Source organism: Rhodococcus sp. AQ5-07 (genome assembly GCF_009707305.1).
GTDB classification, from domain to species: domain Bacteria; phylum Actinomycetota; class Actinomycetes; order Mycobacteriales; family Mycobacteriaceae; genus Rhodococcus_F; species Rhodococcus_F erythropolis.
In genome coordinates, this window is sequence record NZ_CP046099.1 from 136275 (window position 1) to 156034 (window position 19760).

Consider the following 19760-nt stretch of genomic DNA (forward strand, 5'->3'; position numbering starts at 1 on the left):
CAGGGGGTTATCCCATGTGGACTGCACCCTCGGCGGGCAGATCACCCTTCTTGGCGCGGACCAGAACCAGCACTACCGGTGCGATGATCGCCAACAGGATTGCCGCCCAACCGAATGCGGCCGAGTATCCGGATACCTCGGCGCCGAAGAAGTAGTCCGTCATCGAGGCGACGAAGTCCTGCACCGGCTGGGGGAGTAGTGCCAATTGATCGCCGGTCGGGATGGTCGCATTCGACATGTCGACAGGAATGCCTTCCGGCGGGATCGGCGCCGCGTTGTCGGCGGTGAAGGCCGACTTGGCCGAAGCGTAGATCGTGGTGAACAGTGCGGTTCCGAGTGCGCCGCCTATCTGCAGGGTGGCGTTGACCAGGGCACTGGCAGCGCCGGCGTCGTGGTCGGGAACGCCGATCAGCGCGAGGTTCTGCATCGGCACCATCAGCAGGCCCAGTCCGAAGCCGAAGATCGCGAGGCCGGGGAACACGTGCGTCCAGTAGGAGCTGTGTACCTCGATCTGGGTCAGCATGAGCAGTCCTACTGCGGCCACCAGCGGGCCGGCGACCATGAGCGGCTTGGGGCCGATCTTGGTGGACAACTGCGCTGCGATGGTCGACGCCAAGACGATGAAGAATGCCATCGGCAGCGATCCGACGCCGGCCATGACCGGGCTGAATCCGAGCACGATCTGCAGGTAGAACGTCAGGTACAACGTGCCGCCGAGCAGGGCGGCGCCCACCAGCATGGAGCCGATCAGAGCAGCGCCGCGATCACGATGCCACGGAACGCTCAGCGGTAGAAGCGGATTCTTGCTGCGGCTCTCGACGACCACGAAGATCGCGAGGAAGACCAGACCCAGTGCGATGAACAGCAAAGTGTCCGCCTGACCCCAGCCGTGCTCGGCGCGTGTGAATCCGTAGACCAGTGAGCCGAGCCCCAGGGCGATGAGGACAGCGCCGGGAAGGTCGTAGCTCGTGTCGCCGTGCGCTTTGGTTTCCTTGACGATCGGGACGGCTGCAGCGATGGCGATCAGCGCGATCGGGATGTTGACGAGCAGGCACCAACGCCAGTCGACGTACTGCGTCAGCACTCCACCGAGGAGCAGGCCGATGGCAGCGCCACCGCCGGAGATCGCGCCGTAGACGGCAAAAGCCTTGGCGCGCTCCTTCTCTCCGATGAAGGTGGTGGTGAGCATCGACAGCGCAGCGGGCGCGAGCAATGCTGCGAAGACGCCCTGGCCGGCGCGGGCGATGAACAGTTCGATACCGCTCTGCGCGATGCCGCCGATGCCGGAGGCAACCGCGAAGCCCGCCATGCCGACGATGAAGGATCGCTTTCGGCCCCAGTAGTCTGCGATACGTCCGCCGAGGAGCAGCAGCGCACCGAACGCCAAGGCGTACGACGTGACCACCCACGCGCGGTCAAGGTCGCTGATGCCCAGTTCCTCCTGGGCTGCCGGCAGGGCGATGGAGACGATGGTGCCGTCGAGCACCACCATGAGTTGAGCGAACGCGACGATGCAGAGCACCAGCCAGCGACGTTGATGATTCGGATTCTCGGAGACAGCCGGGATCGGTGGCAGAGTGCCGCCGTCGACGTGGGACGTGGTGGTCATTGGAAAAAGGTATTCCAGCCTCCTCAGGTGAGTCAAACGAAATAGTTCGTTCGGTTACCATCATCACTATGGCTCCCACTGACGTGACCGCGACGAAACAGCGAATCCTCGACGCTGCGCAAGAAGAATTCGGCACCTACGGGCTTGCCGGTGCGCGCATCGATCGGATTGCGAAGAACGGAAACGCCAGTAAGGAGCGCCTCTACGCCTATTTCGGTGACAAGGTCGCGTTGTTCCACGCGGTGCTCGACGTCGACTTCGAGCAGGCGATGGAGTCTGTCGAGTTCACCGGTGAAGACATGCCCGCGCATGCCGTCGAACTGTTCGACGCAATGCTCGCCAAACCACAGATTCAACGGATGATGATCTGGGGTCAATTGCAGGGTGAGGCACCACGGATGAAGAAGCTGGCCGAGGAACATTCCAGCTGGGTTCCGCGAATGGCCACGATCCGCAAGGCTCAAGAAGACGGCCTCATCTCGAAGCACTGGGATCCCCAGGACCTGATCACGATGCTGTTCGGCCTCGTGTTCGGTTGGGTCGTGGCCCCCGGTGTGGCCGACAACCAGAACGTCGACGCCGACGAGATCGCGCGCCGCCGTGAAGTGGTGCGCGAGGCCGTCACGCGAATCTGCAAGCCGTGACTGTCAGCGAGAGAGGTACGCGGCCCAACCGCCGTAGCCGGTGATGTCAGCTGCGCCGTTTACGGCGTCATGAGTGCAGCTGAAACCGACTGTCGTTCTGCCGTCCGATAACTCGACGCTGGTGAGCGCCATCGGCGCGGGCAAGGCGGCGAGAAACGTTCCCAGGCCAGCCGGTGAGATCCGGAAGATCTCGCCGACGACCGGTGCGCCGAGTCCAGGGCCACGGCGTACCAGGCCGGGCTTCGGTGGCGTCGTGTCGAGAGCGAAGAGCCGGTAGGCATCCGAGGTCGTGACGGTTTCGACGTACCGCGCGCCGAGGTCGACCAACTGTGTGTTGAGGGGTTGCCCGCGCAGGTGAGCGCCGAATACTGCGAGGTCGATTCCGGTATTGACGAGGGTGGGTGAAGGCACATCACCGAGTCGTGCGGCGAGGTCGATGGCGATCTGGTCGTCGAAAGCGGGTACGACGAACATGACGCCGAACGGGTGATCTTCGGCAGTGCGGTGTCCGGGCGCCGCGACGGCCGCCATGTCGAGCAGGTTGCAGAAGTTGGTGAAAGTTCCCATCCGGCGGTTGATTCCGAATGGATCCTCGGTCACGGCAGCGATGGTCGGATGTTCGGTGGTGGTGGGAAGCAGTAGGGCGTCGAACCCTGCGAGGAGTTCCCGGGCGGCAGCCTTGGCGTGGGTGAGAGCGTCGAGATCGTCGACTAGCTGGTATCCGGTGGGGTGCTTCGCGCCGAGCACGATGTCGGACACCGCGGGATCTGCTCCGGCAGGACGAGTTTCGAGGAACTCGCCGGCAGCGGCGTACCGCTGCGCCACCACGGCGCCGTCGTAGAGCAATCGGGCCGCGTCGAGCAGTCCGGAGATGTCGACGGTCTCGGTCTCGGCGCCGCCGGCTACCAGAGCTGTCACAGTGTCCTGAAATGCTGCCAGATACGAGGGGCTCAGTTGAGCGAGATCCTCGATTCGGGGGACGGCGACGCGGGGATTCGGCGCCGCCGCGAGACGAACGTCGGAAGGCCAGACGCGGCTGCGGGGATCTCGAGGTTCGTGGCCGACCATGATTGCCGCTGCCGCGGTTGCCGATTCGAGGTCGCCGGCGAACACCGTCAGAGCGTCGTAGTCGATGCAGGCGGGCACTACTCCGTGGACGGGAATGACGCCGAGCGAGAGCTTGAGTCCGTAGATCCCGTGGAACGCTGCCGGCACCCGGCCGGAACCGGCGGTGTCGGTGCCGATTCCGATGTCTGCAATCCCCAGTGCGACAGCGACGGCGGATCCGGAGCTACTACCGCCCGAGATCAACTTCTCGTCCCAGGCGCAGCGAACGGCTCCGTACGGACTGCGCGTTCCGACCAGTCCGGTGGCGAACTGGTCCAGATTGGTCTTCCCCAGAACAACAGCCCCGTGCTCGATCAACCGCGCAACGGCACTGGCAGTTTCGTCCGGCGCATACGCGAATTCGGGGCACGCCGCTGTGGTCGGCAGACCGGCGACGTCGACGTTGTCCTTGACGGCGACCAGGCGCCCAGCCAGGGGAAGATGCTCGCCCGCGGCGAGTCTGGCCTCCACCGAGGCGGCATCGGCAAGCACATCTTCCTTGCAGCGCAACGTGATCCAGACTTCGGGGCGATCTACTTCCTCGATCCGCTGGAAGGCCTGCTCGACCCGGGCTGTCGGGGTGAAAACTTCTGCTGCGATGGTCATGCTGTGTACTGCTCCGATCAGTCCGTGATGGTGGCGAGTGAGAGCGCGGTGATCGCGCGGGTCACCCGGTCGAGGACGACGTCGAGAGACTCGCCGATGTGCTGGTGCAAAAGCGTGCGGGCCTCGGGCAGATTGCCGGCACGTAGTTCTTCGAGGATTCGAATGTGCTCCGCGATCGAGGTGTCGATGCGGCCGTTGACCATGAAGTCGTACATCCGAACGTGCCGGATACGGGAATTCACCGACAGCAGCGACGCGACCAGTTCATTGTTTCCCGACGCCCTCAGTACGGCGACGTGGAATTCCTCGTCCAGTTCGACGAACCCCGGTTCCTGAGCCGGCGGATCGAGAGCCAGGGCACGCCACCGCACTAATTCGTCGTCGAGGATTGTTCGGTCGTGCCGGATCGTCGGATCTGCGATCGCCCGGGTAATTCCTTGTAGTTCCAAAGTGATTCGGAGCTCGTACAGGTCTCGGATCCGCGGGATGCTCGGGCGCACGGCGGAGAACCCGTATTCTTCCCGGCGCAGGAGTCCATCGGCGCACAGCATCGTCAACGCTTCCCGTACTGGTGTGCGAGAAATGCCGAAACGCGTGGAGAGTTTCGGTTCCGTCAGGCGTTGATCGAACCCGATGGTCCCGTTGACCAGTTCGGTGCGTAGTTCCCGGTAGACCACCTCACGCAGTGGCTCCGGCGCCGTATTCATCCCTGTCGACATACCTGTATACGCTATTGATCAGGTGTTTCGTCCAGATGTCTTCGGGTAAGAGCTGAGTTACGGCCGCCGCGGAACTTCAGGAGAAGTCGCGCTGAACCCGCAAGGTTCCGATCGTGGTGGCCAGGCCGTCGTACTGAGTGACCAGCAAGGTGAATTCGATCAGCCGACGATCGTCGAGATGCTGCGAGAGCGTTCCCCACGTGTTGTCGGTGATGTCCTTGGTGGTGACCAGCTCGTCGACCGCAGTCAAGATCGCACGGTGACGCGGACTCAACTCGGAAGCGCCAGGGCCCTCGATGATTCGGGCCAGTTCTTCTGCGTCGATTCCGGCTTTGCGGCCGAGCCTGATGTGGTGATCCATCTCGTAACCGCAGTCCCGCAGGTGCGCGACCCGCAGGATGATCAGTTCGGTGTCGTGGCGAGAGATCTTGCCGCCGGGCATGAGTGAGCCGGAGTAGTGCAGCCAACCGCGGAAGAGCCCACCCGTGCGCCCCAAGGTGCTGAACAGATGCGCATCGGGTGCTCCGGCAGCCTTCGACAGGACACGCCAGATTCCCCAGTTGATCGGACCGAGGTCCTTGAATCGGCCGGGCGGGATGCGGGGGTTCATGCGACTCCACGAATGTGAGAGGGACGGAGGTCGATAGCTCGTTGCGCGATGTGGCGAACCGCAGCGCTGCGGCGGGGCGCGTGTACGCGTGACTTCCGGCCGACGATACCGCGCTCGAACGCGTCGACGGCGTCAGCGACGGTCGTGGTGCCGGCGCTGGCGAGGGTTCCGCGAGCGCCGTCGAAAGAGAGTGCGGTGGTATCGGTGTCGATGTCTCCGATATACGCGACGCCCACCTTGGTACCAAGGTGTTTCATTTCCAGGCGCAACGCGTCGCCCAACGCTTCGACACCGGCGCGCGAAGCACCGAACGGTCCGCGGAACGGGTGCTTCGCCGCGCCGTGGGCCGAGGCGACCACCAGGGCGTAACCATCTTCGTGACTGATGTGGGGACCCGCTGCGCGCAGGGTGTAGTACGTGCCCATGAGGTTGACTTCGACTGCGCGACGCATGTCTTCGACGTCTCCGCCGAGGATCGACGAGTTCGCCTCGACGCCGGCATTGGCCACGACGACGTCGATGCCTCCCAGCTTCTCGGCGATGTAGTCGACGCCGCGAGATACCTGCTCGGGGTCGGCGACATCGCACAACTGCCACGGCGCGCGGCCGCAGGAAGTGGCGACTTGCTCGAGAAGTTCCGGCTCGAGGCCGAGCAGTCCCACGGACGCACCACGGTCGTACAGGCGTCTGGCCAGCAAAGAACCGATATTACGGGCAGCACCGGTGATCAGGATGCGCCGACCCGTCAGATCGTCGGCACTGCTCTTGCCCGATTCGGCCTTGCCCGCCTCGCTCTTACCCATGTGCTGTGTCCCTACGCAGTTACCTTCTGGTCCTCCGACGCTAACACCGCCGGGTAGCTGCGACTGCAAGTACCGCCAACTCCGTCCGAACGGGTGTTCAGACCGATGCGGCTTCGAGACGCGGATGTGACGTGGAAGCCTGGGTCGACCGCAATCGACGGAATCGGACCACGGCAACGACGGCGGCAACAGCGGCGAGGATCACCAACGGCAGTGACGGACCCATCGTGGGCTCGATGACAACCAGTAGCACCGGCAGTCCGAATCCGAGATAGGTGCCGACGTAGAAGATCCCGGTCAAAGCGCCCCGCGAGGCCGGGGGAGCCAGCGACTCGAGGTCGAGCAGTCCCTCACGCAGACACAGTCCGTAGGCCGTACCGAGGACGAGCGCGCAGACGATGAACAACCCGAGCGCGGGGTGCGCGCCGCCGACTGCGACCAGGCAGTATCCGAGTGCCGCCAGTGCGGCGCCGACCGTGCCGGCCTGAGGACCCCAATTGCGATGGCGCGCAGCGGTTTGAACCAGGATTCCAGCACCCAGAGTCAGCGCCGCCGCGAAACCCGGAAGGAGAGGACCTGAGTAGCGGTCCCCGAGCCTGGCCGTCATGGTCACGAAAGACACTGTTGCGCTGGCGAACACCCATGGCGCCAACGGAAGTGCCCAGAGCAGTGCGACCTTCACACCGGTTCCCGACCGCTCTGCGCGGTCGGGAATCTGTGTGAACATCGCAGCTTTGGTGGGAGCAGGAGTACGACTCCACACAGCTGCCGCGGCAACCGAACCCACCGACAAGACGGCCGAGACGACAAAGGGCGTAGCGAGTGGGAAGGCGGCAAATTGTGCCAACAGACCCGAAAACAGTGGTCCCAGTGCAAAACCCGAGGTGAGTGCGACACCCGCCATCACGGTTCCGGACTTGCCGCGAAGGTCAGCCGCCCACGCGGTACCGGCGCCGATTGCCAGACCGGCACCGATACCGACTACGAGGCGCCCGACCATGAGCCCGGGCGCGTCGTGCCAGAGAAGAAGAATCAAGGTTCCGAGCGAGGCTATGAGTGCTCCGGGAAGGACGACTACAGCTCGGCCGACGCGGTCCGACACTGCTCCACCGGTCAACAGGCCGGGTAGGAGTCCGAGCGCATAGATACCGAAAACACCGTCGAGCACGGTATGCGAAAGGCCCTCGTCCACCCGGAGAACCGGGATGAGCGAAGCAAAGTGGTTAGCGGCCCAACCCGTCGAAAGTAGTACGGCCAGTACCGAGATGAACCCGCGACGGGATGGATCGCCCATACCGGCAGCTTAGGCGGGCACCAGATCGCTCACGTCGGCGAGGAGTTCAAACGTGCGCAACCATGCCTCGCGGTTGGTGCCGGTCGACACCGTGATCAGCTCGTCGGCCTGCGCATGCTCGGTGAATTCGTCGAGGTACGCACGCACCTCGGCGGGCGTGCCGATGGCGCTGTACTTGGTCATTTGCAGAACCTGCTGACCGGCGGGGGAGTCGAGCAGCATGTCCGCTTCGTCGTCCGTGAATTTGCGTCCACGCCCGAGAAGAAGACTGACGCGCGAACGCTTGGCCGCGAGGAAGTCCTGCTGCGCCTGCTCATGGGTGTCGGCGGCGATGACGTTGACGCCGGCGATGACGTACGGCTCCGCCAACTGCTCCGACGGCTTGAACTCGCGTCGGTAGATTGCGACGGCGTCGCGCAGGGCGTTGGGGGCGAAGTGCGAGGCAAATGCATACGGCAGGCCGAGCATCGCGGCGAGCTTGGCGCCGAACAGTGACGATCCGAGAATGTAGAGCGGAACGTGAGTGCCCTTACCGGGAACGGCATTGATTCCGGGGACGCGCGAGGTGTCGCCGAGGTAGCCCTGAAGCTCGAGTACGTCCTGCGGGAAGCTGTCCGAAGAACTCGGGTCGCGTCGCAAAGCCTGCATCGTCTTCTGATCACTACCGGGCGCGCGGCCGAGACCGAGATCGATTCGACCGGGGTGCAAAGTCTCGAGGGTGCCGAACTGCTCGGCGATCGTCAGCGGTGCGTGGTTGGGCAGCATGATTCCACCGGCGCCGAGGCGGATTTTGCTGGTGTTCGCGGCGACGTGGCTGATCAGAACGCTGGTTGCCGAAGACGCGATGGAACCCATGTTGTGGTGCTCGGCGTACCAGATTCGCTTGTAGCCCCACTCCTCGGCACGCTGCGCCAAGGTCACGCTGGCGTCGAAGCTGTCTTTGGCGGTTTCGTCGTCCCCGATGTGGGCGAGGTCGAGGATGGAAAGTGGTACGGCCATGGAGGTGGAGCCTTTCTCAGCGAATAGAACGCAAGCGTCGTTGGAAGGTGCAACCATCTGGCCGGCTTTCCTATTTCCCCCTGGTCAACGCCCACAGATGGCGGCGAGGAGGAGAAGGCGTCAAGTCTTTGTCTCAATTTCGGTCATTTCGGATATTTCGGGTGAAAGTGGGGGCTAGATTTCCCGAATCGGAGGTTCTTTCGCATTCCAAGTGAATCGAGACCAGCATGGCCACTGATCGGAAGGCTGTAAACAAGCGCAAAGTACGTGCATTACTAGCCGGAGGACTTGTCCTCGGTATCGGCGCCGCTGTCACCTTGGCAGCGTGGACAGACAATGTTTTCGGCGACGCGCAGTTCAAGACGGGAAGCTGGAATCTCCAGGGCAGTTTCGACGGACTGACGACCTGGGGTGAGTATCAAGTCGACGCTTCCGCCGGCCACTTCCAATTCAGCACGGGATTCAACACACTCGCACCCGGAACGACGGTATATGCGCCGGTAGCGCTACGGATCGGTCCCACGGCCAGCACTTTCGGCGCGACGGTACAACTACTCGGTGCGACGGGCGGTGATGCCGATCTCAAACCCGCCCTGCGGTACTCGGTGTATCGAGGTGTCTCCTCCACGGCCTGCACGGCGGCGGGAATTGGAGCAGGCACAGCATGGGTGGGCACGACAGCTAGTCCGGTGGCCTTGACGGCAGGTTCGGGTTCGGATGTCGCCTTGCTAGGCACGGGTGTGCCGGTCGAACTGTGCTTCGCGGTCACGCTGCCCGCCGGAGTCGACCCCTCGATCGTGTCGGGCAAGGACACCGGGCGCTTGCTTTGGCAGTTCACCGGCCAGTCCACCCCCTGACGCCTGCGTGGTCACACGGCGAATGCGTCAGGTGTACGCACTGGCGGCCTCGGGACTCGTCCTGGGTATCGGTGCAACTACCGTGGCTGCCAGTTGGGTGGACAGCACGATGGGCGATGCATCGTTTCGCACCGGAACCTTCGGAATCGAGTCGAACGTCGGCGGTGGATGGTCGTCGCATGCATCCAGTGCCCCTGGCATTTTCACGTACACACCCTCGGCGCTCCTGATTCGCCCCGGTGCGTTCTCGTACGGCCCGATATCTCTTCGAACAGTGCCGGTCTCGCCGGCAGCATCCGTCACTCTGCAGGCGGCCACGGTTGCCGGCGACTCCACTCTGGCGTCGGCGCTTCGGTATCGGGTGGTCAAGTCGACGACCTGTGATGCGTCAGCCTTCTCCACGGGAACACCACAATTCGTGGTGGGAAGTGCGACGGTGTTTCCGTCTCTCTCAACTGGTTCCGCAGTCGGGGCCATCGCGCTACCCGCCGGTGGAGCGTCCCCGGGCGCCGCGGTGGCGCTGTGCTTCGAGATTTCGCTGCCCGGAACCTCGGCTAATTGGAGTAACTCGGCGTTGATCGGTAAAACGGCAACTCCCACTTGGCAGTTCAGTGCAACACCCTGAAGGAGCTGCAATGCCAACACATGCCCGGGCAACACATGCCCGGACGAAGAAGCGTTCGGTCCCCACGATCATCGGGGACTGCATCCTTCAGGTTCTCGCTGCCGGTGGGGTTGTTTGTATCGCTTTGGTGATCTGTGCCGTCGCCTTCGACATCACACTGATCATGTTCAAGACCGGATCGATGTCGCCGACCATTCCGACCGGATCTCTGGCAGTTGTACGGGAAGTACCGGCAGATTCCGTCGAGGTGGGCGACGTCGTCACCGTCGATCGGGGAGTGTCCGAACTACCGGTGACCCACCGGGTCGTCTCCGCTCGTACCCAGGACAACGGCATCACGATTCTCGATCTCAAGGGTGATGCCAACGCTTCGGCTGATCCCGCGGTATACGAGGTCACCACGGTCCGAAAGGTGCTCTGGCACGTTCCGGGATTGGCGCGAGTGATCGTCTACTTCTCGAATCCTCTTGTTCTGGGGGCGATCACGCTGACCATGGCCGCTTTGGTGGTTGCGGTATTCTGGCCGCGCAATACCGATGACGACGATGATGCCGAATTGGCCGAACCGAAAACCGAACCCATTCAGGTTCTTCTACCGCCGGACGGCGGGAGGCAATGAAGCGTCGCCACCTGTTCTCAGTCATCGTATTGGCAGTTGCGGTTGTTCTGGGCTCCGGTTTCTCGTCTCACCCACTGTTCGGAGAGACCGAAGCGGCGTGGACAGACTCCGAACACGTGACCGGTCCGATTTCCACCGGTTCATGGACGACGAGTGGGTACGGCAGAGGCGCCGGCGGGCTCGGGTTGTCCAGTGGCGGAATCGTGATAGATCTTTTCGGCAGTTCGATGTTCGAAGGTGTCTCACAACAGAACACGATTGGAAAGGACCTGGACACAACCAATCTTGTGGTTGCAAAGCTGCTGGGCGTCAACTCGTTGTCCCGGACCGGATCGATCTCGTCGTGCGCTGCCTACTCGGTCGGGCAGCCTGCGAGCGGCCGCTGCCAGTCGGCAATTGTTTCGGATACCGATGCGACGTCGACACTCACCTCGATGACCGTGACAGTGAACTTGCTGTCCCTACTGGGGATTGATCTGGTCAGTGCGCCGATAGTCACTGTGGCATCGCCGATTACGGCAGGGGCTGCGTGCGATACCTCGAACAGGGCATCGGTATCGGCGAGTAGCCCCACGAATCAGGTGACGGTGGGATCTCGCGTCCTCACGATTCCACAGCCTGCCGAGAACGCATCGGTGACGGTGACAGGGGCGGACGCCACTGTGAACGCCGCTGGCTTGGCGACGATTCAATACACGAACATCAAGCTCGTGAGCACGCGAACGTCCACGGCAACAACGGCGCAATCGACGCTGAGCGTAAGTCTTTCGATGGCAGCTTTTGCGATTCTGGGGGCGCAGATACTGGGCACCACAAACGTGACGTTCAATCTTGTAACGGCCCAATGCGGAATTGGCAGCGCGACATACCCGGTCACGCCGCTGAGCCTCCCAACCGGATTTGCTGCGCGTGCGGTCAGCCCGACGCCTACTTCGGTGAGCGAACCCCCATCATCGACGACTTCTTCGACCACAGCAGCTGAGACCACGGCAGCTGAGAACACGGCAGGGATGACGACCACCGCGTCTGTGCCGACACCGACAGCAATCCCGACATCGACAGCAACGCCGACATCGACAGCAACGCCGACAACGACGGCTACACCAACCACGAGTACACCGGCTCCGGCGGACCCAATCGGGACAGTAATCCAGGGGCCCGTCGGTTCGAGTATCTCCGCCTTCACCACGGATGACGGACTCACCTGCGACGTTGCGCCTGATACGGACTACACGAGCGAAGTTGCAGTCGAATGCTCGGACGGCACAACGGGTACGGTCCCCGGTTCTGAACTCGGCCCGAAGCCAACCGCACCGGGGGAGTACCTCAGGATCCCCCTGACGAGAGACCACGTCACCGAAGTCGTCACCCTGAAGTCAGCGACACGACGCTGATCAGTTGCGCACGGCATTGGCCATAGCGGCCAACGAGAGGGCCTGACGAGCACGGTCGAGGACAACCGCACGAGAGATGTCGATGTGCGATACCAGTGCCTCGTGTGCTTGCGGAATCTTGCCGTCCAGAACCAGTTCGACGACGGAGATATGTTCCTCCACGGTGGCCTTCATACGGTCGGGAGTCAGGTAGTCGAACATCCTCACGGGGCGCAGCTTCGAGTTGACGGCCTGCAAGGCGTCGACCAACGCGTGGTTTCCGGACGAGGCGAGGAGCGCGATGTGGAACTCCTCGTCGAGCGTCACGAAACCGGCGTCCGGTACCGGCATCTGTTTGAGAAATGCGTACCACTTGTCGAGTTCGGAACCGAGCGCGTCTCGATCATGAGCGGGGGCCTCACCGTCGAGTACCCGACGAAGCCCGTGCACCTCGAGGAGTATGCGCAGCTCGTAGAGGCCACCCAACTCGTCGAGGTGCGGTCGGTACGGAAAGAGTCCATGTTCGTCGCGCTCGACCAGCCCGTCGGATTCCAACTTTGCGAGCGCTTCGCGCACCGGTGTTCGCGAGACACCGTAGAGATGGGCCAGGCGTTCCTCGCCCAGTCGTTCCGAGGGCGCGATCTGACCGGACATCAGATCGTTTCGGATCGACCGGTAAACCTGTTCGCGCAGCGGCGGCCGCACACTCATGTCAGATTGCCATCGCTCGACGAACCGCCTCGGTGGACGTGGTGCCGCCCTCACCGGTCGAGGTCACGTGTCCGGCCGCGAGAATGCTGTAATGCTGAGCAGATTGGAGCGCGAAACCGATGTGCTGCTCGACAAGGAGGACACCGAGATCGCCGCGCTCGGTGAGTTCCATGACGGTTCTTTCGATTTCGGCGACCACGTTGGGCTGAATGCCCTCGGTTGGTTCGTCGAGGATGAGGATCTTGGGCTCGGTGATCAAGGCGCGGGCGATGGCAAGTTGTTGTCGCTGCCCACCGGAGAGAAGTCCTGCGCGACGGTCGAGGAGTGTGGTGAGGGCGGGAAACAGATCCAATGCCTCTGCGATGAGTGCCTTTCCGCGTTTGCGCCCGTCGGCGACCACCCGAAGATTCTCGGCAGTTGTCAGTTGTCCGAACGACTGCTGACCCTGCGGTACGTAGGCAAGTCCGCGAGCGACGCGGGCGCTCGGCCGTAGTCCGGTGATGTCCTCACCGTTCAGAAGTACCTTTCCCCGCGTAGGTTTGATCAGACCGACGGCGGCGCGCAGCAAGGTGGTCTTACCCGCACCGTTGTGACCCATGACTGCCGCAACCCCGTCACTGGGAACCAGTAAGGATACGCCGTGGATTACTTCGGTGCGTCCGTAGCCGGCGCGGATGTCGACGAGCTCGAGCATGATTCAGTCCTCCGGGGTCGGTTCGGTGTCGGCGCCGAGATCGGTTCCGGCAGCGGCTGTGCCGAGATAGACCTCTTGCACCTTTGGGTCGGCTTGAACCTCCGCCACAGTTCCTTCGGCGAGTACTTTCCCAGCGGCGAGCACTGTGACGGACGTGGCGAACGATCGCATGAAGTCCATGTCGTGCTCGACCACGACGACGGTTCGTGCACCGCCGATGCGACGCAGAAGGTTTCCGGTCTCCTCGCGCTCCTCCAGGCTCATCCCAGCGACGGGCTCGTCGAGTAGTAGCACGGAACAGTTCTGCACCAACAACATTCCGATTTCGAGCCACTGTTTCTGCCCGTGCGCCAGAATGCCCGCGGGAGTGTCTCTGAGGTGCTCCAAGCCGGTTGTCTCCAGAGCCTCCTCGATCTCGGGGAGCACACCTTTGCGCCTTCGGAGCAGGTTCCACGCCGAGCGACCGGCTCCCGCCGCGATGTCGAGATTCTGCAGCACCGAGAGTTCTTCGAAGACGCTTGCCGTCTGGAAGGTTCGCCCGACGCCGAGGCGGGCGATCTTGTGAACCTTCTTGCCGAGTAGTTGCTCGCCGGACTTCGTGATCGAACCCGTCGCGGGAACGAGTCCGGTGATGGCGTCGACCAGCGTTGTCTTTCCAGCCCCGTTCGGGCCGATGAGAAACCTGAGGTCGCCCTGCATGAGGGTCAAGTCGACGCCGTCGACGGCCTTGAAACCGTCGAAGCTGACCGAAAGGTTCCGTACTTCGAGGTACTCGGACGACATTCCGGCGTTGCCGCCCAGTGCCGGTGTGGGTTCGCTGGTGGCGGTTGTGTTGGTCATGACGACACCTCCACTGGTTCGGGTTGGGAGACCTTGACCGGCGGGTCGGCCGGGGTCTCACGCTTCTTGCGGTGGCGCATCAGGGCGAACAATCCGGCCACACCTGCCGGGAAGAACCCGACCACGACGATGAACATCAACCCTTGTGCGTAGATCCATCCCGAAGGGAGTTTCTCCGAGAATGTCGACTGCGCCCAAGCGACGCCGATCGCACCGAGTACCGGACCCAGAAGCGTTGCGCGGCCACCGATCGCGACCCCGATGAGGAAGGCGATTGACGGAACGATCCCGACGTCGGCGGGGGAGATGATGCCCACGATCGGAACGAAAAGCGCACCGGCGATACCGGCGAGGAACGCCGCGGTCACGTAGGCGACCAGTTTGATGTTCGCCGGATCGTATCCGAGGAAACGTACGCGCTCCTCTTGATCGCGGACGGCGACGAGGAGTTCGCCGTATCGGGAGTTCATCAGCTGGCGAATCAGAGCGACCGATGCGAGAAGAACTCCGGCGGCGATGAAGAACAACATCTGCTTGTTCGCCGGATCGTTGAGGTTGAAACCGAAGAATGTGCGAAAGCGGTTGAGGCCGTTGCTGCCACCGATCGACTGCTGGCCGATCAAGAGGATCGCGAAAGCCGCGGCGAGTGCTTGCGAGAGGATCGCGAAGTATGCGCCCTTGACTCTCCGCTTGAACACACCGAGTCCGAGGAGAAAGGCAACAGCGGCCGGCAGGAAAAGGATGGCGAAGATCGCCACGAATGGCGAGGCGAACGGTTGCCAGTATCCCGGAAGTTCGGTCTTGCCCGCGATGGACATGAAGTCCGGTACCGCGTCGCCCTTGAGTTCGGCATCGGCGATCTTGAGGTGCATCGCCATCACATATGCGCCGATTCCGAAGAAGACGCCCTGGCCGAGCGTGAGCATTCCGCCTCTGCCCCAAGCCAAGCCGATGCCGACAGCGACTATGGCGAAGCACAGGAATTTGGCCAACAGTGACAGCCTGAAGTCCGAGAGCACAGCCGGAGCGATGGCGAACAGCACGATCGCGGCAAGTGCAAAACCGCCCCACACCCGAATTCGGGAATTGTTCAGGATGCTCATACGAGGCTCCTCGTCTTGACTGCGAACAGGCCCTGCGGCCGAACTTGAAGGAAGACGACGATAATGACGAACACGATCACCTTCGCGATCGACGCTGTCGTCGAGTACTCGATGAACGAGTTCAAGATGCCGAGGGCGAAGGCTGCGATCACGGCTCCCTTCATCTGACCGAGACCGCCGACGACGACAACAAGGAAGGCGTCGATCAGATACGACTGGCCGATGGTCGGGCTGGTGGAACCGATGAGTGTCAACGCGACACCCGCGACGCCGGCGAGTCCGGAACCGAGGAAGAAGGTCGTGATGTCCGTACGACGAGAAGAGATTCCGCTCGTCTCGGCCAGATCGCGATTTTGGACGACGGCCCGGATGCGTCTACCCATCGACGACTGCTTCAGTGCGACCGAAAGCGCGATCACCGCTGCGATCGCCAACACCAGAATGAAGATGCGGGTTTTCGGTACCACGGCGCCGAAAATATCGACCCCGCCCGAAAGCCAGCTCGGCGCCGAAACATTGACTGCCGGCGCGCCGAAGATGTCGCGCGCCAACTGCTGAAGGATCAATCCGACGCCGAATGTCACCAACAAGGTATCGAGGGGTCGGTGGTACATCCGCGATACCAGGACCACTTCGAGCACGACACCCATCAGTCCGCCGACGACAAAACCGACGAGCAGAGAAATGATCAACGATCCCGTTGCATTCGAGATCACCTGCTGCACTACGTATGCGGTGTACGAGCCGGCCATGATGAACTCGCCGTGTGCCATGTTGATGACACCCATCTGCCCGAACGTGAGAGACAATCCCAACGCTGCCAACAGGAGAATCGATCCGATACTCAAACCCGTGAACAACTGTCCGATCACAACATCCATGACAGACGCTCCACCTCTCTACTCGTCGATTCCGTCAATTCCGTCAATTCCGCCTTTCGTCGATCAGCTGCCGAGTCCCTCGGCCCAGGGGTAGTTCTTCAGGTACGGATCCGGCTCGATCGGCTGTCCCGAATCCCAGACCGTGTAGATCAGTCCGTCGGAACGGATTTCGCCGATTCGGGCAGTCTTGGTGATGTGATGGTTGTCGCCGTCGATGGTGACGAGTCCTTCGGGTGCCTGGAAGGTCACACCGTCGGCGTTGTCCTGAATATCCTTGACCGCAAACGAGTTGGCCTTCTCGACTGTGTTCTTCCAGAGGTAGACGGAGGTGTATGCCGCTTCCATCGGATCGGACGTGGGCTTGTCCTGGCCGAACTTCGCCTTGTACGCCTCGACGAACTTCTTGTTCTCGGGGGAGTCGATGGTCTGGTAGTAGTTCCACGCCGTCAGCTGGCCTTCGACGTTCTGGACTCCGATACCGCCGACCTCTTCCTCCGCAATGGAGACGGAGACGACGGGCATGTCGGCGGGCTTCAGGCCGACATTCGAGTATTCACGGAAGAACGCGACGTTGGAATCACCGTTGAGTGTGTTGAACACGGCATCGGCGTCGGCTGTGCGGACCTTGTTCACGATGGTGGAGAAGTCGGTCGAACCCAATGGCGTGTAATCCTCGCCCTTGATCTCGATGCCGTTCGCTGCCGCGTAGGCCTTGATGATGCGGTTGGCGGTCTGCGGGAACACGTAGTCGCTGCCGACCAGATACAGCGACTTGACGCCCTTCTCCTTCAGATAATCCAGAGCCGGGATGATCTGCTGGTTGGTCGTTGCACCCGTGTAGAAGATGTTCTTCGAATCTTCCAGCCCCTCGTACTGGACTGGGTAGTAGAGCAGGGAGTTGTTGTCCTCGAACACCGGCAGCATGGCCTTGCGGCTCGAGGAAGTCCAGCCACCGAAAACTGCTGCGACGCAATCGCTGCTGATCAGTTTCTCGGCCTTCTCGGCGAACACTGTCGGCTCCGACGCGCCGTCCTCTGCCACGATCTGGATCTTCTTGCCCAGCACACCGCCGGAATCGTTGATCTCCTGCACCGCCAACGAGATGGAGTCGCGGACCGTCACTTCACTGATGGCCATGGTGCCCGAGAGTGAATTCAGAGAACCGACCTTGATCGTGTCCCCCGAGGTGTCGACGCACGACGTAGCCGTCGAATCTCCCGATGCGGTGTCTGTCGCCTTGCTTCCGCAGCCGGTGAGAACCAAGCCCAGCGCGGCGAGAGCGGCCGGCGCGGCAAGGGTGCGCTTCGAGAAGGTTCGCATGTACGGGCCTTTCGTGTCGATGGCTCTGGCAGACAATGGCTCTGACAGATCTGTATCCGGAGTGCGTATACAACGCTGTATTCGTCGAGTGCACAGAGTAGGTGGAAGTTGTTGCGGTGGAATGACTGTCGGTGACAAGTGTGTGTCCGGTGTTTCGATTGGATGTCCAGGACCTCACACCGCAGGTCAGCGAGGGTGCGGTGTTAGCATCGACGAGAAATTGATCAAGCACTCGCTTGACGATCGGAACGTCGGAAGGATCTTCTCGTGCGCTCGACCCGACGGGACGAAATACTCGCTCATGCGGCCAAGCTGTTCAGTGAGCGGGGAATCGCCGCGACGACGGTACGCGACATCGCCGACGAAGTCGGGATTCTCTCCGGCAGCCTCTATCACTACTTCGACTCCAAGGATGCGATAGCCAACGAGATCGTCGTCCGGTTTCTCGAAGACCTCAACGTCAGGTACGAAGACTCGATCGAGTCGGGAGGTTCGGCCCGAGATCGCCTGGCAACGATGGTCTCGGTGTCTTTTGCATCGGCGGTGGATCACCCGTATGCCACGGAGGTCTATCAGGGAGAAGCCATACTTTCGTCGCAACCGGCGGACGCGCCCATCACCATCCTGGTTCAGAAGGCACACAGCTACTGGCGATCGGCTATCGCTCGCGGAATTGCCGACGCGGAGTTTCGGGAAGACATCGATCCCGAACAGTTTCACCGTCTCCTGCGTGAATCCGTCTGGTCCACCGTCGCGCAGTATCGCCCGCAGCTTTCCGAGTTGGCGGATGATCTGCAGCGCAATCTGATTTCGGTTTTCCTGGACGGCTTCGCCGCACGTTCCGTCGACGGCGAGCCGGTGGCACGCATTGCGCAGCCCACGACGAAGAAGGAAGCGCAGACCGTATCTCCTGCCTCCGAATTTGCAGAACTCCGCTCTGACTCCCAAATGGCCGAACTCCGTTCGGACGTCGACGAATTGAAGTCCGTCATTCGCGAACTCAGCTCCTCGATCCGGCAGCTGCAGAAGCCGTAACACCGCAGTTCCTGCGCGTGTAGTTCGAATTTTGACTATCGGTGTGACCCAGTGCATACTTCTGTCCACACTCGTAAATCAAGCGCTTGTTTGATTTACCAAGCAGAGTTTGGACGGGAGATTGATGTGAGACTCGGAAAGGCGATTGCCGTCTGCGCGGCAGTGGTCCTCGGGGCGAGCGCGTGCGCATCTGCCGGTGTCATTCCCGAAGACACCATCGTCATCGGTTTGGACGAGGACTCCACCGGGCCCGGTGCGTCGTACAGCACGATCGCCGGCAAGACCGTGCGTATGACTGTCGACCTGATCAACCAGGCCGGCGGAATCAACGGCAAGCAGGTGGAATTGGTTGTCGAGAATGACGAGAGCAGTCCCACCAAGACCCCGTCGATCATTCGGAAGTTGGTCGATCACGGATCAAGTGCGGTCATCCTCGCCACCGGCAGCGGGTCGGTGCTGCAGGCCAAGTCGATTCTCCAGCAGTCGAAGATCCCCGCGATAGCTCCGGTCGTTCTCAGCGACGCCTTTGCCTCGGCGCCCGACAACGACTACTCGTTCATGATTCCGAACTCCTTGAAGCAGTACGCGCAGGTGTACTGCGGGGCTTTCGAGAAGATGGGGTACAAGTCCCTGGGAATTCTCGGTGACGCGAGTGCGTCCATCGACGGAATCATCAAGACCCTGCGGCCGGCGCTCGAGAAGTGCGCGAGAGTGACGGGCGTCGAAAAGGCGCCGGTCGATGCCGCGGACATCACCGCACAGGTCTCACGTCTCGCGGAAACCGAACCGGACGCGATTCTGGTCGCCAGTATCGGCGGGCACTTCGAAATCCTCGCGCACAACACCTTGTCGAAGATCACCCCGCAGACGCAACGCTTCTCACTCGCTTCCATCGGAAACCAGCCCGCATCTTGGGCTTTGGCGGACCCGAAGGCGTTGAGCGGCATGGTGTACATGGGCTCGCTCAGTGAGAACAACCCGAGAACCGCCGAACTGCGTCGCAAGGTGCAGGCAGTGAAGGGGCCTGATTATCAACTGACTGCCTACGACGCACAGGCGTACGACGCCGTCATGATGTTGGCCGAGGCAATCGAAATTGCCGGCGACCACCGAGATCGGACGGCCGTTCGTGATGCTCTTCAACAGGTTTCGGCACTTCCCGCCAGCTTCGGCCAGGACGGATTGACACTGTCGTTCTCCTTGCAGGATCACCTGGCTCCGGACAGCCTCTGCGGACTGGTGCTCGTCGAATTCGGTGAGGACAACAAGCCGGCCCATCCGTGGGATTCCTACCAACCCCCGTGTGGATAA

21 protein-coding genes are annotated in these 19760 nt (G+C 62.0%); 6 read left to right on the forward strand and 15 right to left on the reverse strand.

What is annotated here, in order from left to right; all coding sequences use genetic code 11:
• Window positions 1–7: 7 nt before the first annotated feature.
• Window positions 8–1609: an MFS transporter gene (locus tag GJB56_RS00655; protein WP_003941517.1), complete on the reverse strand. Its 1602-nt coding sequence runs from the start codon at window positions 1607–1609 to the stop codon at window positions 8–10.
• 68 nt (window positions 1610–1677) lie between these two features.
• On the opposite strand from GJB56_RS00655, the gene GJB56_RS00660 reads away from it, so the two are divergent.
• The gene (locus GJB56_RS00660) at window positions 1678–2253 is read left to right on the forward strand and encodes a TetR family transcriptional regulator (RefSeq protein ID WP_019744460.1); all 576 of its coding nucleotides are present in this window, start codon (window positions 1678–1680) and stop codon (window positions 2251–2253) included.
• Window positions 2254–2256: 3 nt separating this feature from the next.
• Here the strand turns inward: GJB56_RS00660 and atzF are convergent, their stop codons facing one another.
• The 6 genes from atzF to GJB56_RS00690 form a co-directional block, all read right to left on the reverse strand.
• Window positions 2257–3966, reverse strand: coding sequence for an allophanate hydrolase (gene atzF, locus GJB56_RS00665; RefSeq protein WP_113682336.1), 1710 nt, complete (start codon window positions 3964–3966; stop codon window positions 2257–2259).
• A gap of 17 nt (window positions 3967–3983) precedes the next feature.
• The gene (locus tag GJB56_RS00670) at window positions 3984–4685 is read right to left on the reverse strand and encodes a GntR family transcriptional regulator (RefSeq protein WP_024487732.1); all 702 of its coding nucleotides are present in this window, start codon (window positions 4683–4685) and stop codon (window positions 3984–3986) included.
• Between the two features lie 76 nt (window positions 4686–4761).
• Complete coding sequence (locus tag GJB56_RS00675; RefSeq protein ID WP_019744457.1) at window positions 4762–5295, reverse strand: carboxymuconolactone decarboxylase family protein; 534 nt, start codon at window positions 5293–5295, stop codon at window positions 4762–4764.
• On the reverse strand, window positions 5292–6098 hold the full coding sequence (locus GJB56_RS00680; RefSeq protein ID WP_021343376.1) for an SDR family NAD(P)-dependent oxidoreductase: 807 nt from the start codon (window positions 6096–6098) through the stop codon (window positions 5292–5294). The genes GJB56_RS00675 and GJB56_RS00680 overlap by 4 nt, the downstream gene beginning before the upstream one ends.
• Before the next feature lie 97 nt (window positions 6099–6195).
• Window positions 6196–7392: an MFS transporter gene (locus GJB56_RS00685; protein WP_113682337.1), complete on the reverse strand. Its 1197-nt coding sequence runs from the start codon at window positions 7390–7392 to the stop codon at window positions 6196–6198.
• A 9-nt stretch (window positions 7393–7401) separates the two neighbouring features.
• A complete protein-coding gene (locus tag GJB56_RS00690; RefSeq protein WP_020906723.1) occupies window positions 7402–8391 on the reverse strand; it encodes an LLM class flavin-dependent oxidoreductase in 990 nt (329 codons plus the stop codon).
• A gap of 227 nt (window positions 8392–8618) precedes the next feature.
• Between GJB56_RS00690 and GJB56_RS00695 the strand changes: the two genes are divergently transcribed.
• Genes GJB56_RS00695 through GJB56_RS00705 form a run of 3 tightly spaced genes read left to right on the forward strand, consistent with a single transcriptional unit; the run spans window position 8619 to window position 10492 of the window.
• On the forward strand, window positions 8619–9248 hold the full coding sequence (locus GJB56_RS00695) for a SipW-dependent-type signal peptide-containing protein (RefSeq protein ID WP_019744453.1): 630 nt from the start codon (window positions 8619–8621) through the stop codon (window positions 9246–9248).
• Window positions 9249–9255: 7 nt separating this feature from the next.
• Window positions 9256–9873: a hypothetical protein gene (locus GJB56_RS00700; protein WP_020906724.1), complete on the forward strand. Its 618-nt coding sequence runs from the start codon at window positions 9256–9258 to the stop codon at window positions 9871–9873.
• Window positions 9874–9883: 10 nt separating this feature from the next.
• Window positions 9884–10492: a signal peptidase I gene (locus GJB56_RS00705; protein ID WP_030535532.1), complete on the forward strand. Its 609-nt coding sequence runs from the start codon at window positions 9884–9886 to the stop codon at window positions 10490–10492.
• A gap of 352 nt (window positions 10493–10844) precedes the next feature.
• Here the strand turns inward: GJB56_RS00705 and GJB56_RS00710 are convergent, their stop codons facing one another.
• The 8 genes from GJB56_RS00710 to urtA all read right to left on the reverse strand — a co-directional run bounded on the left by GJB56_RS00710 (window position 10845) and on the right by urtA (window position 17414).
• The gene (locus GJB56_RS00710; protein WP_125461331.1) at window positions 10845–11066 is read right to left on the reverse strand and encodes a hypothetical protein; all 222 of its coding nucleotides are present in this window, start codon (window positions 11064–11066) and stop codon (window positions 10845–10847) included.
• 114 nt (window positions 11067–11180) lie between these two features.
• Window positions 11181–11696 carry a hypothetical protein gene (locus tag GJB56_RS00715; RefSeq protein WP_154606637.1) on the reverse strand — a complete coding sequence of 172 codons (516 nt, stop codon included), beginning with the start codon at window positions 11694–11696 and terminating at the stop codon, window positions 11181–11183.
• A 190-nt stretch (window positions 11697–11886) separates the two neighbouring features.
• Window positions 11887–12576: a GntR family transcriptional regulator gene (locus tag GJB56_RS00720; RefSeq protein WP_020906727.1), complete on the reverse strand. Its 690-nt coding sequence runs from the start codon at window positions 12574–12576 to the stop codon at window positions 11887–11889.
• A gap of 1 nt (window position 12577) precedes the next feature.
• Complete coding sequence (gene urtE / locus GJB56_RS00725) at window positions 12578–13270, reverse strand: urea ABC transporter ATP-binding subunit UrtE (protein ID WP_003941544.1); 693 nt, start codon at window positions 13268–13270, stop codon at window positions 12578–12580.
• A 3-nt stretch (window positions 13271–13273) separates the two neighbouring features.
• Window positions 13274–14110: an urea ABC transporter ATP-binding protein UrtD gene (gene urtD / locus GJB56_RS00730; protein WP_019744448.1), complete on the reverse strand. Its 837-nt coding sequence runs from the start codon at window positions 14108–14110 to the stop codon at window positions 13274–13276.
• The gene (gene urtC, locus GJB56_RS00735; protein WP_021333894.1) at window positions 14107–15213 is read right to left on the reverse strand and encodes an urea ABC transporter permease subunit UrtC; all 1107 of its coding nucleotides are present in this window, start codon (window positions 15211–15213) and stop codon (window positions 14107–14109) included. Before urtC ends, urtD begins: the two co-directional genes overlap by 4 nt.
• Entirely contained in the window at window positions 15210–16094 is an 885-nt protein-coding gene (urtB, locus tag GJB56_RS00740) for an urea ABC transporter permease subunit UrtB (protein ID WP_003941514.1), read from the reverse strand. Before urtB ends, urtC begins: the two co-directional genes overlap by 4 nt.
• A gap of 63 nt (window positions 16095–16157) precedes the next feature.
• Window positions 16158–17414: an urea ABC transporter substrate-binding protein gene (gene urtA, locus GJB56_RS00745; protein ID WP_019744446.1), complete on the reverse strand. Its 1257-nt coding sequence runs from the start codon at window positions 17412–17414 to the stop codon at window positions 16158–16160.
• 267 nt (window positions 17415–17681) lie between these two features.
• Between urtA and GJB56_RS00750 the strand changes: the two genes are divergently transcribed.
• Both GJB56_RS00750 and GJB56_RS00755 read left to right on the forward strand, forming a co-directional pair.
• Window positions 17682–18449, forward strand: a complete 768-nt coding sequence (locus GJB56_RS00750) for a TetR/AcrR family transcriptional regulator (RefSeq protein ID WP_024487733.1) — start codon at window positions 17682–17684, stop codon at window positions 18447–18449.
• A gap of 126 nt (window positions 18450–18575) precedes the next feature.
• Window positions 18576–19760, forward strand: a complete 1185-nt coding sequence (locus tag GJB56_RS00755; RefSeq protein ID WP_113682338.1) for an ABC transporter substrate-binding protein — start codon at window positions 18576–18578, stop codon at window positions 19758–19760.

Bases quoted from the DNA above. Each gene is read 5' to 3' on its own strand.
- GJB56_RS00655 (WP_003941517.1), bottom strand. From the start codon at position 1,609: ATGACCACCACGTCCCACGTCGACGGCGGCACTCTGCCACCGATCCCG.
- GJB56_RS00660 (WP_019744460.1), top strand. From the start codon at position 1,678: ATGGCTCCCACTGACGTGACCGCGACGAAACAGCGAATCCTCGACGCT.
- atzF (WP_113682336.1), bottom strand. From the start codon at position 3,966: ATGACCATCGCAGCAGAAGTTTTCACCCCGACAGCCCGGGTCGAGCAG.
- GJB56_RS00670 (WP_024487732.1), bottom strand. From the start codon at position 4,685: ATGTCGACAGGGATGAATACGGCGCCGGAGCCACTGCGTGAGGTGGTC.
- GJB56_RS00675 (WP_019744457.1), bottom strand. From the start codon at position 5,295: ATGAACCCCCGCATCCCGCCCGGCCGATTCAAGGACCTCGGTCCGATC.
- GJB56_RS00680 (WP_021343376.1), bottom strand. From the start codon at position 6,098: ATGGGTAAGAGCGAGGCGGGCAAGGCCGAATCGGGCAAGAGCAGTGCC.
- GJB56_RS00685 (WP_113682337.1), bottom strand. From the start codon at position 7,392: ATGGGCGATCCATCCCGTCGCGGGTTCATCTCGGTACTGGCCGTACTA.
- GJB56_RS00690 (WP_020906723.1), bottom strand. From the start codon at position 8,391: ATGGCCGTACCACTTTCCATCCTCGACCTCGCCCACATCGGGGACGAC.
- GJB56_RS00695 (WP_019744453.1), top strand. From the start codon at position 8,619: ATGGCCACTGATCGGAAGGCTGTAAACAAGCGCAAAGTACGTGCATTA.
- GJB56_RS00705 (WP_030535532.1), top strand. From the start codon at position 9,884: ATGCCAACACATGCCCGGGCAACACATGCCCGGACGAAGAAGCGTTCG.
- GJB56_RS00720 (WP_020906727.1), bottom strand. From the start codon at position 12,576: ATGAGTGTGCGGCCGCCGCTGCGCGAACAGGTTTACCGGTCGATCCGA.
- urtE (WP_003941544.1), bottom strand. From the start codon at position 13,270: ATGCTCGAGCTCGTCGACATCCGCGCCGGCTACGGACGCACCGAAGTA.
- urtD (WP_019744448.1), bottom strand. From the start codon at position 14,110: ATGACCAACACAACCGCCACCAGCGAACCCACACCGGCACTGGGCGGC.
- urtC (WP_021333894.1), bottom strand. From the start codon at position 15,213: ATGAGCATCCTGAACAATTCCCGAATTCGGGTGTGGGGCGGTTTTGCA.
- urtB (WP_003941514.1), bottom strand. From the start codon at position 16,094: ATGGATGTTGTGATCGGACAGTTGTTCACGGGTTTGAGTATCGGATCG.
- urtA (WP_019744446.1), bottom strand. From the start codon at position 17,414: ATGCGAACCTTCTCGAAGCGCACCCTTGCCGCGCCGGCCGCTCTCGCC.